Raw genomic sequence first — 17293 nt, 5'->3', positions numbered from 1 at the left:
AGCAGAGATTGCGCAGATCGGTCTGGCAGCGAGATGCGTCGAACCGGCCGGTCCCGCCCGAGCGGGCGGGCGATCTCCTTGCCCCCTGTCAGACCGGCCCAGCGGCCGCGCGCGTGCGGGCTTCGCGCGGCCGCAATCGCTCAGGGGCGCTTCGGGGTCTGGTATTTGACCTCTTTCTGGAAGCCTTCCCAGATCACATCGTATCCGACGAAGCCCTTTTCATTGGGCTGCTTCTGACGGGTCACGCAAAATCGGCTGTGGCCATCCGGAACCTTCGGACGGGACTTCGTTGGTTCGCTCATATGTCACCTCTCATCTGAACGTAAAGGCGTTTGTCGCGTGCTATAGCGCGGACGAAGCTATCGCGGCACAATCACCCTGTCAAGGGGACCTCGAAAAACCGCTATCCGGGCGATTTTTCAAGACGCGAAGCGAAAATTCGATTTCCGCTTCGCTTCATTTTCCATCGGTTAGGCGACTGAAAACGGCAGGGCATCCTCGCCCCGCGCGGGGACCTTGAATTGCTCGAGGTGCCTATTCGGACCACCGCAGCGCCCATCCGATGCATGACTGTCTGGCGGGGGACGGAACGCGAGCAGATGAGGTAGATACTCGATGGGACATTTGGCAGGTAGCAAGTCCGCTTTGACGCCCTTGATCGACCGCCTGAACCGCTATCCGATCGGGCTCGTCGACAGCGCCCGACTCCGGCAGATCCTGTCATGCCTCTTCGATGATACCGAGGCCTTCGTCGGCTCCTGCTTCCCCTTGCACGAGGCGACCCTGGGTGAATTGGCCGAACGGACCGGGCGATCTCCCGAAGATCTCTTGCCGGTGCTCGAGCGCATGGCCGACAAGGGCCTCGTCATGGATATGGCATTCGGGGGCACGACCTACTACCTGTTGGTCCCCGGTCTCATCGGCTTCATGGAATTCACCTTCATGCGGCGGCGGACCGATTTGCCGCTCACCGATCTGGCTCGGCTGATGAGCGAGTACCTGCAAGAGAACGGCCAAGCGGGGCAGGCCGGCGAATTCTTCGGCAGCCGTACCCAACTCACCCGCGCCCTCGTCCATGACGAGCACATCCCCGTCAGTTCGCACATCACCGCCTACGAGGACGCCAGACGGATCATCGAAGAGGCGGATTTCTGCGCGGTCACGCTCTGCTACTGTCGCCACAAGAAGGAGCATCTAGGAGAGCACTGCCGAAAGGGGGCACCGGTCGAGGACATCTGCATGGTCCTCGGGGAGGGCGCGCGCTTCTTGGTCCGTCGCGGCTTTGCGCGGGAGCGCGACAAGGCGAGCCTGCTGGAGACCCTCGCCTACGCCCGCTCCCTGGGCCTGACCCACGTGACGGACAACGTCCGGGAACGCCCCTCATTCATCTGCAATTGCTGCCGCTGCTGTTGCGAACTGATGGCAGGCGTCCAAATGGGCTTCGACGAGGGGATCGCCAAGACACCCTTCCTGGCCGAGATCGACCCGAGTCGCTGCGACTATTGCGGCGCCTGCCTCAAGACCTGTAATGTCAAGTGCATCGGTGTCGCAGCCGCCGCCCGTCAGAGACCCGGAGCCGCCCGCTTCGCCGCCGTGGATCCCGCCGTCTGTCTCGGCTGCGGCGCCTGCGTGGCGGTCTGCGAACAGGGGGCGATCCATCTGGTCGAACGCCCTCGGCGCCCCAGACCGCCCCGGACACGTGGCCAGTTGTTCGGACGTATCCTGTGGGAGAAAGGCCGTCTATGGCCCTTCGTCCTCGACCGGATGAAACGACTATTGCCGTGAGTCGGACTCGGGCCTTCCACCGGATCCGCGCGCGGCGCATCCGAGGCCGGCGCCCCGCCGCAGGTCGCGCCTCGGGGAGGGTATGCCAAGAGGAGATGTCGATGGCGCCCTCGGCATAGGCCGGCCTGCAATCGCGGGCGAACGGGCACCACCAGTTCTCGACGACCTTCATCAAATAGGCCGCATAGGCCATCAAGGCGACGCTCAAAGGGCATTGGCGCCGACAGTTGAAGACCCAAGAGGCCGCCGCCCTCTCGCCGGAGGTGCACCGCCCGCGAAGGCACGGGCCAACGAATTTCAGTCGCCTGGACGACTGAACGGAAAATGGAGCCCAGAAAACCGCCCTGGAGGGGACGGGAATGTCGATGAGGGGCGCATCCGCTGCGAACGACGGGCGCCGAGGCGTGCGCGAATCGACAATCGCGGTCGAGCATCGCAGGGACTGGAACGCCGGAGGTCTCCCGTTCCTCCGAACGAAAAAAGGGCTCAGCCCCGATTCGGTGCTGAGCCCTTTTCTGATTTGGCGCGCCCGGAGAGATTCGAACTCCCGACCACCTGGTTCGTAGCCAGGTACTCTATCCAGCTGAGCTACGGGCGCTTGAAAAAGCGTGTTGCTCCATCCCTGGAGGCCCTATCCAGTCACGCATGCCTGCGGACTGATTGAGCGACTGCCGGGGCCTCTCGCCCGACGAGGATGCGCATTATCCGCACGAAAGGCGGCGACGTCAACCGCCGTGGGCGTTCCACAGGGTTGCTCCGTTCTGCGGCCTTTTTCGCTGGGAATGCAGGGGTGCCGGTCGATCCTCGACCGGGTGCACAGGCGAATCCTCGCCTCTCGCCGCGGTCGAGGCGGCAGCCGCGGAGGCCCCTCCCTGAGGGCCGTGCCGATGACCGCGCGGCACACTCGGTCCGGTTAGCCCCGCGGGGCGTAACCCGACGGCCGGCAACGCGACTCTCGGCAAGGCCGCTGCCGGGTTACGGAGCGCGCAATCCTTTGTTTTCCAGATACCTACGTGCCAGCGCGCCTAACCCGCCCCCCCTCGCACGGCGCCGCGCCCGCAGGTCGGGTTAGCCCTTCTGGGCGTAATCCGACAGCTGGCAACGCGGCTCCGGGCCAGACTCGGTTCGCGAACGGGGCGACGCGCCAGCGGCCAACGGCTGACTTCGCCAGGTCGCCGCGGCTCAGGGGGCATCGGGGTCGGGCCCGTATAGGCCGGCGAGCTCGCGCAGGCGGTGCGCCATCGCGGCGAGGCCGTTGCGCCGGGTCAGGCTCAGGTGTTGGTCGAGGCCGAGTTCGGCGAAGAAGGCGCTCGCGTCGAAGGCCAAGATGTCCGCCGCGCGCTGCCCGGAGAAGAGTCGTTGCAGGAGCGCGATGAGACCGCGGACGATGTCGGCATCGGCATCGGCGAGGAATTCGATGACATCGTCCGTACCGGGCCGCACCCGGGCCGCGAGATAGACCTGGCTCTGACAACCGGAGACGAAATTGGCCCGCGTCTTCAGCCCCTCGGGCATCGCCGGCAGGCCCTCGCCGAGTTCGATGAGCTGCTGGTAGCGCATCGGCCAATCCGGCAGGACTTCGAAGAGTTCACGAATCTCCTCGGCGACCGCGGCGGGGCTCGCAGCCACGGCACCCGGGTAGGCGATCGTCTCGGCGATCGCCGCCGCGCGTTCGGCACCCGGGCGCCGGCGTGCCCGGGCGAAGACCTCGGCCAGGGCGCCCGCAAGGCGCTCGACGTCGTCGCGGTTGTTGTAGACACCGAACGAGGCGCGGGCCGTCGAGGTCACCCCCAGGCGATCCATCAGCGGCTCGCAGCAGTGGTGGCCGGTCCGCACGCAGATGCCTTCCAGGTCGAGCCGGGTGCCCATGTCGAGGGTCGAGATCGGCGGGTCGACGGCCACCCACGACAGGACCCCGGCCTTGTGGCGGGCCGTGCCCTTGAGCTCCAGGCCGGGAATCTCGGCGAGCCGTGTGGTGGCCTCGCGCAGCAACGCGTCCTCGTGGGCGGCGACGGCCTCCAGCCCGAGGGCATCCAGCCAGTCGATCGCCGCGGCCAGGCCGACGGCGCCGGCGATATGCGGGGTGCCGGCCTCGAACTTGTTGGGCAGTTCGGCGAAGGTCGTCTCGGTGAAGCTGACGTGCGCGATCATGTCGCCACCGCCCTGATACGGCGGCATCGCATCGAGCAGCCGCCGCTTGCCGTAGAGGACGCCGATGCCGGTCGGCCCGTACAGCTTGTGGCCCGAGAAGGCATAGAAGTCCGCATCGAGGGCCTGGACGTCGGTGCGGCCGTGCGCGACCCATTGGGCGCCGTCGATCAGCACCAGCGCACCGATCGCATGGGCCGCCGCGATGATCTCGGCGACCGGATTGATGGTGCCGAGCGCGTTGGAGACCTGGCCGATGGCTACCAGGCGTGTGCGAGGCGAGAGCATCTGGTAGTAGGCATCCAGTTGCAGATCGCCGGCGTCGTCGATCGGGATCACGCGGATCCTGGCCCCGGTCCGCTCGGCGACGAGCTGCCAGGGCACGATGTTCGAATGGTGTTCGAGGAGCGACAGGATGATCTCGTCGCCTGGACCCAGGTGCTGCATCCCCCAGCTCGAGGCGACCAGATTGATCGACTCGGTCGTCCCGCGCGTGAACAGGCACTCGGCGGGCTCGGCGGCGTTGATGAAGCGCGCGACCCGTTCACGGGCCTCCTCGTAGAGACGCGTGGCCGTCTGCGACAGGAGATAGGCGCCGCGGTGGATGTTGGCATGCTTGCCGAGATAATAGTCGCTGACGGCCTCGACGACCGCCCTAGGCTTCTGGGCGCTCGCCGCGTTGTCGAGATAGACGAGCGGTCGGCCGTGCGCCTGCGTGGCGAGGATCGGGAACTGGGCGCGCACGGCCTCGACATCGAACGGCGAGGCGGTGGCGGCGGGTGAGCGGAAACGGGTCATCGCGGATCGGTCTTGGCATCGGACGGAGGAGGCCGTCGCTGGCGACGGCAGTTGAGGGTGGAGATTAGGCCCCGCCCCCATGGTCTGCAAGCCGCGCGGCGGCAATACCCCAACGATTGGATGGACAAGGACCAATGCGCCGCCCGGTCGGGTCGCGACGCGCGCGGGCACCCATGCGCTCGCTGCGCCGAACGAACCCTTGCGGGTCGAGGATCCTCCGCGTTGCAACGACCGGCGCGACGAGTCAGCCTCGTCGCCTCGACCGCCAGGGCGCACGGGGGAGCCACGGCCGTTCAGCGCGCCACTCGCTTGCGGGCGTTACCGCCGTAGCGAATGGCTGCTCGTCCTCCCGGTCTCGCCGCCACCACCGGCCTGCCTCTGCGGCCCCGGGCATCGACGATTCAGGCCCCCTTGCAACAAGGGGGTAGAGGACTCAGTTTCAAAGCCTGCTCATGCAAACTGATGCCAACTTGTTGCCCGAGGCCCCCCGGGGTCGGCTCGTCGGCGTGCCGAGAACCGCACGCGGCGGGTGTCGATCGCTGAGTTGCGCCGACGCATCGCGGAGTTCCAAGCCAGCCTGATTGCGATTCGACGCAGCTCCGAAAGGCCGATCTCCACGGATACGCCCGCAAGAAGAGGTCGCCACCCCAATCGAGCAGACGGCGCGGGCCGATGGACGAGCCACCTCGGGCGAGCTGGCCGGGGCACGCGGCGAGTGCCTCGCCGGCCCGCTGACCGGTCTCTACGACGACGAAGGCCCGCCTGCATCGATCACCATCGAGGCGCAGTGCGAGCGACACCCGGGGCCGCCCGACACGGGCGATCGACATCGCACCGCCCTGCCCACCTTCGAGCGATGCCCCGACAACGGCATGGCGCGAGGTGGGGCACGGAGGGTCGGCCGCGGCCCAGGCCAAGGCCAAGGCATCGCTGGCACACAGGCGCCTCGCCGGCCACACCCTCGGCCAGCCCGCTCCCGGGCGCGGAGGGTCAGGCCTGGACGGCGCCTGGCTCGAACGCAGGCCGGGCCGCGCCCCGGCCTGCGGCCGACTCGTCGAGGCTCGGGGAGCGCCGACCGCTCGAAACGGGTCGCAACCGCTCGTGCGTGCCGATCGGTCGTCTCGCAGGCCAGCGGCGTCCAACCCAGCAAGGAGCCCATCGCATGCGCGTCAAGAACTGGACCTATGTTCTCAAGGGCACCCGGCTACTGGATCTCAATCCGGTCGTGTTCGTCACCTCCGCGGTCGTCATCCTCGGCTTCGTCGCCGCGAGCTTCATCTGGCTCGATGCGATGGCCGAGTTCTTCAATGCCGCGCAGGCGTGGATCGCCAACACGACCGGCTGGTTCTTCGTGTTGGCCATCAACGCGATCCTGATCTATGTGATCTATCTCGGTTTCTCGCGCTTCGGCAAGATCCGACTCGGCGGCGAGGATGCCAAACCGGAATTCACCTTGCTCGGCTGGTTCTCGATGCTCTTCTCGGCCGGCATGGGCATCGGCCTGCTGTTCTACGCCGTCGCCGAGCCGATGTACCACCTGGTGACGCCGCCGCACGGCGCCGAACCGCACAGCCTCATGGCCTACAAGGATGCGATGCGCACCACCTTTCTGCACTGGGGCCTGCATCCATGGGGCGTCTACGCGCTCGTCGGCGTCGCCCTGGCCTTCTTCGCGTTCAACCTGAAGCAACCGCTATCGATCCGCTCGATCTTCTATCCCCTGCTCGGCGATCGGATCTACGGGTTCTGGGGACACCTGGTCGATATCGTCGCGACGGTCGCGACGCTGTTCGGTGTCGCGACGTCCCTCGGTCTCGGGGTCAGCCAGATCAACGGCGGGCTCAATCACATCTTCGACCTCCCCGAGAGCTCGACGATCCAGGTCGCCCTGATCGCGGCCATCACCGGCATCGCAACCATCTCGGTCGTCGCCGGCCTGAATCATGGCATTCGCCGTCTCTCGGAGGCGAACATGCTCGGCGCCGCCATCCTGCTGCTCTTCGTCCTCGTCGTCGGACCAACCCTCTTCATCCTCAATGGATTCGTCGAGAACCTCGGCCTCTATCTGAACGACTTCTTCTATCTCGCCCTTTGGAACGAGACCTATTCGGCGGGCGACTGGCAGAATGCCTGGACCGTCTTCTACTGGGGCTGGTGGATCGCCTGGTCGCCGTTCGTCGGCATGTTCATCGCCCGGGTCTCGCGCGGGCGAACCATCCGCCAGTTCGTCGCCGGCGTGCTGCTGGTACCGACCCTGCTGACCTTCCTCTGGCTGTCGATCTTCGGCGATGCGGCCATGTACTTCGAGCTGTTCGAGGAGGGCGGGATCGCCGCGGCCGCCCAGGAGAACCTCACCACATCGCTGTTCGTGTTTCTCGACAGGCTGCCCGGGGCGAGCTTCGCGGGCAGCATCGTCACCGTGCTAGCGAGCACCGCCGGTGTCCTCGCGACCCTGATCATCATCACCTTCTTCGTCACCTCATCGGACTCGGGCTCGCTGGTCATCGACATGATCACCGCCGGCGGCAAGACCGAGCCACCCGTGGCTCAGCGCGTGTTCTGGGCCGTGACCGAAGGGGCGGTCGCCGCGGCACTCCTCGTGGCCGGCGGCCTGTCGGCCTTGCAGACGGCGGCCATCGCCACTGGACTGCCGTTCGCCGCGCTCCTGCTGTTGCTGATCTGGAGCCTGCACCGCGGCCTGTCCGGCGCCCGCGCGAGCGGCGCTTGAGCGAAGGACGCGAGGTCCCACCACGATGTCGCACCAGGCGGCCAGTCTCTTAGTCGGCATTGGGGTGCTGTCCCTGGCCGCGCAGTGGCTCGCCTGGCGCGTGCGCCTGCCGGCGATCGTCTTCTTGCTCGCCGCCGGCATCCTGGCCGGTCCGCTCACCGGTTGGCTGCACCCGGATGCCCTGTTCGGCGACCTGCTGTTCCCGATCGTCTCGCTGGCCGTCGCGCTCATCCTGTTCGAGGGGGGCCTGACCCTGCGCATGCGCGAGGTGCGCGGGCTGCAAGCGCCCGTGCGTCGGCTGTTGACGCTCGGGGTCATGGTCACCTGGACCAGCACGACCGCCCTCGCCTGGTTCTTCATCGGCCTTCCGCTCGAGCTCGCCGTGCTCTTCGGCGCCATTACGATCGTCACCGGACCGACCGTCATCGGCCCGCTGCTGCGCAGCGTGCGCCCAACCCAACGCGTCGCGCGCGTACTGCGCTGGGAGGGGATCGTGATCGACCCCATCGGGGCGCTCATCGCGGTGCTGGTGTTCGAGTTCCTGCTCAGCGCCGGGGAGGCCGCAAGCCTGGGCGTCTCCCTGCTGACCTTCGCGCTGCTGCTCGTCGTCGGCACCGTCATCGGCGCCGTCGCCGGCTGGGTGACGGGGGTCGTCCTGCGTCGCTATTGGCTGCCCGCCTACCTGCACAGCCTGGGCACGCTCGTTGCGGCCATCACCGTCTTTCAGCTCGCCGATCAGATCCAAGCCGAATCGGGCCTGCTGGCCGTCACGGTGATGGGGATCTGGCTGGCGAACATGAAGGGGGTTCCCCTGGACGATATCCTGCCGTTCAAGGAGAACCTGAGTCTGATGTTGATCTCCGGGCTATTCGTGCTGTTGGCGGCGCGGCTGGAGCCAGCGGCGATCCCGGCACTAGGCTGGGGCGCGTTGGGGCTACTGCTCGGGATGCAGTTGCTCGGCCGGCCCTTGGCCGTCCTGGCCAGCACAGTGGGCACGCCCCTGTCCTGGTCCGAACGCGGCCTACTGGCCTGGATCGCCCCACGCGGCATCGTCGCGGCCGCCGTCTCGGCGCTGTTCGCATTGCGCCTCGACGAGGCCGGCTACGCCGGTGCCGACGCCTTGGTGCCGCTGACCTTCTTGGTGATCTTGTTCACCGTGATCCTGCAGAGCGCAACCGCCAAACCGCTCGCCGCCTTTCTCGGGGTGCGCGAGCCACCGCCACGCGGCGTCCTGATCGTCGGCGCGAACCCGGTCGCGCGCGCGATCGGAGCCGCATTGCAACGGCTGGAGATCCCGGTACTGTTGGCCGACACCCATTGGGAGCACGTCAGCGAGGCGCAGCTCCAGGGCTTGCCGACCTATTATGGCAATCCGACCTCCGAGCACGCCGAGCGCCACCTCGAGCTCACCGGCCTGGGGCTGTTGTTCGCGCTCTCGCCCAGGACGGACCTGAATACCCTCGCCAGCCTCGAGTTCGGCAAGGTCTTCGGCCGCAACCGGGTCTATCGGCTGCCGCCCGGGGAGCGCGACCTGCGATTGCCCGCCGAGATCCGCCACCGTCATCGTCGCGACAATACCCTGTTCGGCGAGGATGTGACCTATGCCAAGCTCGCGAGCCTGCTCGGCCAGGGGGCCGAGGTCCACCTCACCAAGCTGACCGAGGTGTTCGGCTGGGAGGACTACCTCGCGGAGCATGGCCAACGGGTGACGCCGTTGTTCGCGCTCGACCCGCAGGGCCGCATCTCGCCCTTCGGCGGGGGCGCGCATCCCCAGCCCGGGGCCGGCTGGAAGGTGGCCGGGCTCATCCGAACACCCGAGCCGCAAGCGGGCTGATCCCGACGGATGGGCAGCGCCCTGCCGCGCCCATCGCCTCCCCTGCACCGCCTCAGGTGCGCGGCTCCCCCGATCCAGGCAGGTCCAGGTAGGCGAGGCAGTCGGGCGGCAGTTCGTCCCGGCAGCGGCGCAGGATCCTCGCCTCCTGCTCCGGCGAGAGAAGGGCCTTGTGGTCGCCCGTTTGGCCTTTGCGGATGAAGCCGCCGGGACGGAACATGGGGCTGCCGTCGGCGTTGCGACCCACGAAGCGATCGCTGTTGGCCTTCATCCATGTGAAGGAGGCGTAATGCAGCGCGCGCTCCAGGGCCTCCGGGGGCACGGACCAGCCGAGGAAGCCCGCGATCTGCAACATGGCACCCCGGAGATCCGCCTTGAGATCGGCGTAGCGCAGCATCAAGAGGTTCGACCTGTGTCGGTGCGGCCACCAGCTTGCCACATTCCGGAACCAGGCCCCGAACGCGAGCCAGGCATCCAGGTGGGCATCCAGGGTCTGCGGACGTTCCAGCCCGTGCTGGGCGAGCGCGCTATCGGACATGTCCCACAGGTGGTGATAAAAGCTGACGCAGCAGTCCCGCGGGTCCCGCACCGTGAGGACGATCCGCGCGATGTCCCGCCCGGGGGTCTGCTCCCAGGTGCAATGGGTCTTGAACAGGCGCGGATCGGGGCGGCGTTCGAGGTCCGCCAGCACCTCGCGCCAGGTCCGAGCAGGACGCTGGCGTTCCAGCCAGGGGACGACCTGGTCGATATCCTCGAAGGCCGGATCGCCGCCGGTGCGCAGCTGATGCAGGATCTGCTGCATCCAGGTGGTACCTGCCTTGGGCGCCGTGGTGATGAGCACGTCCGTCGGACGGGCCTGGAAATTGGCGAGAATCCAAGGGTCATGGAGCGGATGCGGCTCGCCCCAGTGCGCCGCCGGGCGCCGCCCGTTGCCGGCGCCGCGACCCTCCAACGGCCCGCGCGGACTCATCGTTCGCCCCCTTCGATGGCGAGCCCCGCCGCACATGGCCATCCGCGTCGGGCAGGACCGGTCAGGGTCGAGACTTGGTCGCGGGACCAGGATGCCCGCGGGCGGCGGGCGCAGGGCTGATGCATCGAGGATTCCTCCTGATCGAAGGGTCATGGTACCGCGAAGCGGGCCTCGCACGGGCCGTTCGCGGCCGAGACCCAGGTCGGTCCCTGAGGTATCCACGGACAAAGGGCCTAAACCGCAGTGGCGGGGTCGGGTTAGGTGCGCCGGCACGGCGGTCGCCGAAAAGGAACTGGCCGGCGCGCGCCGTAACCCGACAGCGACCTCGGTCGGTACCGCGTCGCCGGCCGTCGGGTTACGCCCCCGAGGGGCTAACCCGACCTACGGCCCCGGCGATACCGGCACGGTCCGTAGGTCGACCGACCGACGGAAGCCGGCTCTCGCGATCTGAGCCAGCTCGCCGTCGCGCGGCTCCCAGTTCGTACCGACTCGCCGTCGAGGCCGATCTCGTGGGGATACCTCAGGGTCGGTCCACCATGGCGCCAGGCCACCAGGGTCTCGGCCTGGTCGCGGGTGGAAGATGCCGCGACCCCGTCGCGTCACGCACGCCCACCATCTCCCCGCCCACGCAGGCGCCGTGCGACGAGGGCGAACCGGCTGACGTGATCCGGCAGCGGATTTCGGAGCCGCCATCGCCGTAATGAGCGTCGCTCAGGGGCGGCCTTCAACCCAGAGGCGGCCGTTGGACGGGCCCGAGGTGCATCGGGCACCGTGGCGGCCTTCCGTCAGCGAGCAGGACTCACATGAGGCCTCTTTACCGTTTCAACGACGTCAATCCATGACGAAGCGGTCCACGGCCGTTTCCGGGTTCAAGGCGTCGTGACCATGGTCACAGGAGCGGCCGGGGCCTCGCGCCCGAGCGCACGCGGCGCTACCCTGTTGGGGCATGAGACGAGCCCTCGATGACCCTGGTCGAGAGGGCGCTGCGCTGTCGCCCAAGGAGGGCCGTGGTGCTCGCCGCAACCTGACACGTCCAGTAGCGACCATCGCACCGCCCCGTTGATGCGGATCCTCGTGCCACGGGGCCGAGCAGGCGTCTGCGGCCAACGCCGCGGCCACGCACCGACCGTCGATCGCCGACACGACACCGATCCAATGAGCTTCGCCGATGCCTGATCCCTGCCTGCTCTTCCACCTGAGCGACATCCACTTCGGGCTCGAGGACAGACGCGCGCTCGACTGGGTGAAACGAGAAATTGCGGACAAGCGTCCCGATGCGGTCGCGATCACGGGCGATCTGACGATGCGCGCAAGGCAGCGCGAATTCGACGCAGCATGCACTTGGATCCGCTCCCTGGAGGTCCCGGTCACGGTCGAGGTAGGCAATCACGACCTGCCCTATTTCAACCCCATCGAGCGCCTCTTCGACCCTTACAGGCGGATACGGGCCATCGAGGACAAGGTCGAGGTGGAGATCGAGCTGCCCGGGCTCGTCATCGTCCCGCTCAAGACCGTTGCGCGCTGGCAACCGCGCCTGAACTGGTCGAAGGGCTGGGTGACCGATGCGGCGCTGGGGCGATGCCTCGCGACGCTCGATGCGTTGCCCGAGGGGACGCGCGCGCTGGTGGCCGCGCACCACCCCTTGCGAGAAGCCGGCACGCGAGGCACCGCGCTGACCAGACGCGGCCGCAAGGGGATGGGTGAACTGGCCAAGCGCAACGTACTCGCCGTGCTCTCCGGCCATGTCCATGACGCCTTCGACCTCACGCAGGAGACGGCGCATGGGCCGGTCCGCATGATCGGCGCCGGGACCTTGTCCCGGCGCCTACGCTCGACGCCGCCGAGCTTCAACGAGCTGCGCTGGGACGGCGAGAACCTCGCAGTCCGTGTGCGCAATCTCGAGGGGCACGACACGCCGGACATGATGATCGACGACATTCCCGAGGATGCGACGCCCCCGCGCCGGCCCGACGAACCGGTCGCTCCGGTCGATCAGGTCCCGCGTACCGACCCGCCCGTGCACCGAAGGACGCTGGATGCGTGTGACCCGGCGGCGGACGCCACCGTAGCGAGGACTCGAAGATCGGCGGCACCACTCGGCTCCCGACGTGTCGGGTCACGCTACGCGAACGACGATGACACCAGGGACCCTCGAACCGACCCATAGGCGATCCCATGCAGCGGTCGATGCGGATGGGGCGCACGGAACCGCCGAAGCGAGACGCGGCGGTGCGCAGATCGGGAGGGACATCAGAGGTGGCACCGCGCGAAACATGGACACGAATCGTCCATTATACGATGGAGGGTCAGGCGACCGTCCGCCTTCTACAAGGGGATCCCGACTCGATCATCAGGGTCGAATGAGGTGGCGGAGAGAGAGGGATTCGAACCCTCGATGGGCTTTTGACCCATACTCCCTTAGCAGGGGAGCGCCTTCAGCCACTCGGCCATCTCTCCAAAGGAAGGGCGTCGACTCGGCTCACAGGCCGCCGGACGAGCGGTGCGTCCAATCGAAGTCCGCGAGACCTGTGGGCACCTCGACGCACGAGACGCAGGATTATAACCTGGCCCTTCCCATCTGACTACTGGTCTCGATCCTCGACGGGATCGACCCCGGCATCGGTCGCGCGCACCGTCCCTTCGGCCTGCTCGCGCTTGATGCGTTCGTAGATCTCCTCGCGGTGCACTGCCACGTCCCGCGGGGCGTTCACGCCGATGCGCACCTGGTTGCCCTTCACGCCGAGGACGGTCACGGTGACTTCATCGCCGATCATTAGGGTCTCACCGACCCGACGAGTCAAGATCAACATTTCGTTGAATCTCCCTTTTCCGAATTCCGAAGCAGCCGTGCCGACGCACCGAACGGCGGTATCCCCACCGCCGCTAACGGCATTGGGTCGCGGTCCCGACTGCACCCAACCAAGCCCCGGCCCAATCTAGTAGTTAGAGTTCCGGACATGGGATTTTATCAATTGGCTCCATCGTTAAAAATCCATTATTTACATATTCATAATCGAATCCGGTCTCCAAACTAAGACAAGGGTTGGGGGGAGGAGTTCGAAATCAAGCCGGCACATCCAGTTCGAACGCCTCGTGCAGGGCGCGCACGCCGAGCTCCAGGTAACGCTCGTCGACGACCACCGAGATCTTGATCTCCGAGGTCGAGATCATGCGGATGTTGATCTTCTCTTTCGCCAAGGCGGCGAACATCTTGCTCGCGATGCCGGCGTGCGAGCGCATCCCGACCCCGACGAGCGAGATCTTGACGATGCGCTCGTCGCCAAGGACCTGACGGGCGCCGAGTTCGCGGGCGATCTCCTGCAGGATCTCGATCGCCCGCGGATGATCGTTGCGGTGGACGGTGAAGGTGAAGTCCGTCGTCGCCTCGTCGGCGGCGATGTTCTGCACGATCATGTCCACCTCGATATTGGCTGCCGCGATCGGCCCGAGGATGCGGCTCGCGACGCCGGGCTGATCCGGCACGCCGAGCACGGTCAACTTGGCCTCGTCGCGCGCGAAGGCGATGCCGGCGATCTTGGGCTCTTCCACGACTTCCTCCTCGAAGGTGATCAGGGTGCCCTCTCCCTCTTCGAAGCTCGAGAGGACACGCAACGGGACACGGTACTTGCCGGCGAACTCGACTGCGCGGATCTGGAGTACCTTCGAGCCGAGGCTCGCCATCTCCAGCATCTCCTCGAAGGTGATGCGCGAGAGCTTGCGGGCACGCGGCTCGATGCGCGGGTCGGTCGTGTAGACGCCGTCGACGTCCGTGTAGATCTGGCACTCGTCGGCCTTCAGGGCCGCGGCGATGGCGACGGCCGAGGTGTCCGACCCGCCCCGACCGAGCGTCGTGATGTCGCCGTTCTCGTCGACGCCCTGAAAGCCGGCGACGACGACGACCCGCCCGGCGGCCAGGTCCGCCAGCACGCGGGCACCGTCGATATCGCGGATCCGCGCCTTGTTGTGGGCGCTGTCGGTGAGGATGTTCATCTGCGCGCCCGTGTAGGAGCGCGCCGGGCAACCGATCTGCTGGAGGGCCATCGCGAGCAGCGCGATCGTGACCTGCTCGCCGGTCGCGAGCAGCACGTCGAGTTCGCGCGGCGCGGGCCGCGGCTGGATGGCCTTCGCCAGTTCGATCAGGCGATTGGTCTCCCCGGACATCGCCGAGACGACGACCACCACCTGATGCCCCCGTTCCCGCCAGGCGGCGACCCGCGCGGCGACGGCATTGATCCGTTCCACGCTGCCCACCGAGGTGCCACCGTACTTCTGAACGATCAGAGACATGGGAGATCCGTTAGGAAGATTTGAGAAGGGTCATGCAAATACGACGGCCCGTCGGATGCAATAATGGCGATCATGGCGGCTCGTGCTCCGCCGCCGCGGCCGGACGCGACAGGCGGGCGCGCCGGCGATGCCGCCGCTAGTTCACGCGCGCCTGCACCCAATCCGAGACCAACCCCAGGGCCGCCGGCAACCCGGCCGGGTCGCTGCCGCCGGCCTGGGCCATATCGGGTCGACCGCCGCCCTTACCACCGACCTTGGCCGCGACCTCGCGGATCAGGTCGCCGGCCTTGAGGCGATCGGTCAGGTCCTTGGTCACGCCGGCGACCAGGCTCACCTTGCCGTCGCTGACGGCCCCGAGCACGACGACCGCCGAGCCGAGCCGATCCTTGAGCTGATCGAGGGTCTCGCGCAGGGTCTTGGCGTCGGCACCGTCGAGCGCCGCGGCGAGGACGCGCACGTCGCCGATCGTCTGGGCCTGCGCGACCAGGTCCTTGCCGGCGGCACCGGCGAGCTTGCCCTTGAGCTGCTCCATCTCCTTCTCGAGGCGCCGCGCGCGCTCCAGCAGCTGGAAGACCTTCTGATCGACGTCCTCGCGGCCGCCCTTGAGGAGGTCGGCGAGCCGCAGCAACCGCTCCTCCTCGGCCTCGACCCAGTCGAGGGCCGCCTCGCCGGTCAGGGCCTCGATGCGCCGCACGCCGGCCGCGACGCCACCCTCGGCGACGAGCTTCAGGAGCCCGATGTCGCCGACCGCCTTGACATGGGTGCCGCCGCAGAGTTCGGTCGAGAAGTCCCCCATCCGCAGGACCCGGACCTGATCGGCGTACTTCTCGCCGAAGAGGGCCATCGCCCCGGAGGCCTTGGCATCCTCGAGGCTCATGATCCGCGTCTCGACCAGGTGGTTCTCGCGGATCTGCGCGTTGACGAGCCGCTCGATCGCGAGCATCTGCTCACGGGTCACGGCCTCGTAGTGCGAGAAGTCGAAGCGCAGCCGCCCCGGCTCGACCAGCGAGCCCTTCTGTTGGACGTGCTCGCCGAGGACCCGCCGCAGCGCCGCATGCAGCAGGTGCGTCGCCGAGTGACTGAGCGCGGTCGCCCGTCGGCGCGCGGCATCGACACTGGCCTCGACCCGATCGCCGAGCTGGATCTCCCCATCGCTCAGGCGGCCGATGTGGAAGGTCAGGTCGCCGCCCTTCTTACGGGTATCCAAGACCTCGAAACGGGCCGTCTCGCTGGTCAGCCAGCCGCGGTCGCCGACCTGGCCGCCCGACTCGCCGTAGAAGGGCGTGATGTCGAGCACGACGAGCCCCTCCTCGCCGGCGACCAGCGACTCGGCGGGCTCCCCGTCGCGATAGAGGCCGACCACGGTGGCCCGATCGGCGAGGTGTTCATAGCCGGTGAATTCGGTCTCGCCTTGGAACTCGATGGCCGCCTCGCGCCCGCCCCCGAACTGACTCGCGGCGCGCGCGCGCTCGCGCTGCGCGGCCATCGCCCGCTCGAAGCCCGCCATATCGAGCGTGAGGCCGCGCTCGCGGGCGATGTCGGCGGTCAGGTCGGTCGGGAAGCCGTAGGTGTCGTAGAGCTTGAAGACGGTCTCCCCGTCGATCTGGCGCCCGGCGAGCCCGGCGATCGCGGCATCGAGGATGCGCAGGCCCTGGTCCAGGGTCTCGGCGAAGCGCTCCTCCTCGAGCCGCAGGACCCGCTCGACCTGGTCCTGGGCCTGCACCAGCTCGGGGTAGGCGGCGCCCATCTCGGCGACGAGCGGGGCGACCAGCCGGTAGAAGAAGGGTTCGTGCTGGCCGAGCTGGTAGCCGTGGCGGATGGCGCGGCGGATGATGCGGCGCAGGACGTAGCCGCGCCCCTCGTTGCTCGGCGTGACGCCATCGGCGATCAGGAAGCCGGCCGAGCGGATGTGATCGGCGATCACCCGCAGCGACTTGCTCGTCGGGTCGGGGGCCCCGGTCGCCTCGATCGCGGCCGCGATCAGACGGCGAAAGAGATCGATGTCGTAGTTGCTGTGCACGCCCTGCATCACGGCGGCGAGCCGCTCCAGGCCCATCCCGGTGTCGACCGATGGGCGCGGCAGCGGGGTCAGCTGGCCCTCGGCATCGCGGTTGTACTGCATGAAGACCAGGTTCCAGATCTCCACGTAGCGGTCGCCGTCTTCGTCGGGCGAGCCGGGCGGACCGCCGGGTATCTCCGGACCGTGATCGTAGAAGATCTCCGAGCAGGGGCCGCAGGGACCGGTCTCGCCCATCGACCAGAAGTTGTCCTTGGCCCCGCAGCGCGAGAAGCGCCGCGGATCGACGCCGATCTCCTCGAGCCAGATCGCCGCGGCCTCGTCGTCCTCGTCGAAGACCGTCACCCAGAGGCGCTCCGGGGGCAACGCCAGGACCTTGGTCAGATACTCCCAGGCATAGCCGATCGCCTCGCGCTTGAAGTAGTCGCCGAAGCTGAAGTTGCCGAGCATCTCGAAGAAGGTGTGGTGGCGCGCCGTGTAGCCGACGTTCTCCAGGTCGTTGTGCTTGCCGCCGGCGCGCACGCAGCGCTGAGCGGTCGCGGCGCGCCGGTAGGGCCGGCGGTCGCGCCCGAGAAAGACGTCCTTGAACTGCACCATGCCCGCGTTCGTGAAGAGCAGGGTCGCATCGCCCGCCGGGATCAGGGGGCTGCTCGCGACCACCTCGTGGCCCTGGGCGGCGAAATAGTCCAGAAAGCTGGATCGAAGCTCGGCACTGCTCGTCATGGCGAC

General features: G+C 67.7%; 10 protein-coding genes and 2 tRNA genes. 4 read left to right on the top strand and 8 right to left on the bottom strand.

The features are described from left to right. Positions 1 to 140 precede the first annotated feature (140 nt). Entirely contained in the window at positions 141 to 302 is a 162-nt protein-coding gene (locus CKO41_RS09010; protein WP_200251315.1) for a hypothetical protein, read from the bottom strand. Positions 303 to 645: 343 nt separating this feature from the next. Between CKO41_RS09010 and CKO41_RS09005 the strand changes: the two genes are divergently transcribed. Then, complete coding sequence (locus tag CKO41_RS09005; protein WP_242464165.1) at positions 646 to 1785, top strand: 4Fe-4S dicluster domain-containing protein; 1140 nt, start codon at positions 646 to 648, stop codon at positions 1783 to 1785. Between the two features lie 521 nt (positions 1786 to 2306). Here the strand turns inward: CKO41_RS09005 and CKO41_RS09000 are convergent. Next, a tRNA-Arg gene (locus tag CKO41_RS09000) sits at positions 2307 to 2383 on the bottom strand. 584 nt (positions 2384 to 2967) lie between these two features. Continuing rightward, positions 2968 to 4731, bottom strand: a complete 1764-nt coding sequence (locus CKO41_RS08995; protein ID WP_200381886.1) for a SufS family cysteine desulfurase — start codon at positions 4729 to 4731, stop codon at positions 2968 to 2970. A gap of 1162 nt (positions 4732 to 5893) precedes the next feature. Between CKO41_RS08995 and CKO41_RS08990 the strand changes: the two genes are divergently transcribed. Next, positions 5894 to 7459, top strand: a complete 1566-nt coding sequence (locus CKO41_RS08990) for a BCCT family transporter (RefSeq protein WP_200251319.1) — start codon at positions 5894 to 5896, stop codon at positions 7457 to 7459. A gap of 25 nt (positions 7460 to 7484) precedes the next feature. Continuing rightward, positions 7485 to 9293 carry a cation:proton antiporter gene (locus CKO41_RS08985; RefSeq protein WP_200381885.1) on the top strand — a complete coding sequence of 603 codons (1809 nt, stop codon included), beginning with the start codon at positions 7485 to 7487 and terminating at the stop codon, positions 9291 to 9293. A 52-nt stretch (positions 9294 to 9345) separates the two neighbouring features. On the opposite strand, the gene CKO41_RS08980 is transcribed toward CKO41_RS08985, so the two are convergent. Beyond that, positions 9346 to 10260 carry a sulfotransferase domain-containing protein gene (locus tag CKO41_RS08980; protein WP_200381884.1) on the bottom strand — a complete coding sequence of 305 codons (915 nt, stop codon included), beginning with the start codon at positions 10258 to 10260 and terminating at the stop codon, positions 9346 to 9348. 1168 nt (positions 10261 to 11428) lie between these two features. Between CKO41_RS08980 and CKO41_RS08975 the strand changes: the two genes are divergently transcribed. Then, the gene (locus CKO41_RS08975; RefSeq protein ID WP_200381883.1) at positions 11429 to 12427 is read left to right on the top strand and encodes a metallophosphoesterase family protein; all 999 of its coding nucleotides are present in this window, start codon (positions 11429 to 11431) and stop codon (positions 12425 to 12427) included. Positions 12428 to 12626: 199 nt separating this feature from the next. Here the strand turns inward: CKO41_RS08975 and CKO41_RS08970 are convergent. The 4 genes from CKO41_RS08970 to alaS all read right to left on the bottom strand — a co-directional run bounded on the left by CKO41_RS08970 (position 12627) and on the right by alaS (position 17287). After that, a tRNA-Ser gene (locus CKO41_RS08970) sits at positions 12627 to 12717 on the bottom strand. 125 nt (positions 12718 to 12842) lie between these two features. Further along, the gene (gene csrA / locus CKO41_RS08965; RefSeq protein WP_200251327.1) at positions 12843 to 13070 is read right to left on the bottom strand and encodes a carbon storage regulator CsrA; all 228 of its coding nucleotides are present in this window, start codon (positions 13068 to 13070) and stop codon (positions 12843 to 12845) included. Positions 13071 to 13323: 253 nt separating this feature from the next. Continuing rightward, entirely contained in the window at positions 13324 to 14547 is a 1224-nt protein-coding gene (locus tag CKO41_RS08960) for an aspartate kinase (RefSeq protein ID WP_200381882.1), read from the bottom strand. Positions 14548 to 14683: 136 nt separating this feature from the next. Next, positions 14684 to 17287, bottom strand: a complete 2604-nt coding sequence (alaS, locus tag CKO41_RS08955; RefSeq protein WP_200381881.1) for an alanine--tRNA ligase — start codon at positions 17285 to 17287, stop codon at positions 14684 to 14686. Between the last annotated feature and the right edge of the window lie 6 nt (positions 17288 to 17293).

The sequence above is a fragment of the Thiococcus pfennigii genome (assembly GCF_016583835.1).
In the GTDB taxonomy this organism is placed as follows: Bacteria; Pseudomonadota; Gammaproteobacteria; order Chromatiales; family Chromatiaceae; genus Thiococcus; species Thiococcus pfennigii.
Note: the sequence above shows the minus strand (reverse complement) of the source record. Positions and strands in the feature narration are given on the sequence as shown.

What these genes read in the sequence shown, in the direction of transcription:
- CKO41_RS08960 (WP_200381882.1), bottom strand. Translation starts at nt 14,547, where the DNA reads ATGTCTCTGATCGTTCAGAAGTACGGTGGCACCTCGGTGGGCAGCGTG.
- CKO41_RS08985 (WP_200381885.1), top strand. Translation starts at nt 7,485, where the DNA reads ATGTCGCACCAGGCGGCCAGTCTCTTAGTCGGCATTGGGGTGCTGTCC.
- CKO41_RS09010 (WP_200251315.1), bottom strand. Translation starts at nt 302, where the DNA reads ATGAGCGAACCAACGAAGTCCCGTCCGAAGGTTCCGGATGGCCACAGC.
- csrA (WP_200251327.1), bottom strand. Translation starts at nt 13,070, where the DNA reads ATGTTGATCTTGACTCGTCGGGTCGGTGAGACCCTAATGATCGGCGAT.
- alaS (WP_200381881.1), bottom strand. Translation starts at nt 17,287, where the DNA reads ATGACGAGCAGTGCCGAGCTTCGATCCAGCTTTCTGGACTATTTCGCC.
- CKO41_RS08990 (WP_200251319.1), top strand. Translation starts at nt 5,894, where the DNA reads ATGCGCGTCAAGAACTGGACCTATGTTCTCAAGGGCACCCGGCTACTG.
- CKO41_RS08995 (WP_200381886.1), bottom strand. Translation starts at nt 4,731, where the DNA reads ATGACCCGTTTCCGCTCACCCGCCGCCACCGCCTCGCCGTTCGATGTC.
- CKO41_RS08975 (WP_200381883.1), top strand. Translation starts at nt 11,429, where the DNA reads ATGCCTGATCCCTGCCTGCTCTTCCACCTGAGCGACATCCACTTCGGG.
- CKO41_RS08980 (WP_200381884.1), bottom strand. Translation starts at nt 10,260, where the DNA reads ATGAGTCCGCGCGGGCCGTTGGAGGGTCGCGGCGCCGGCAACGGGCGG.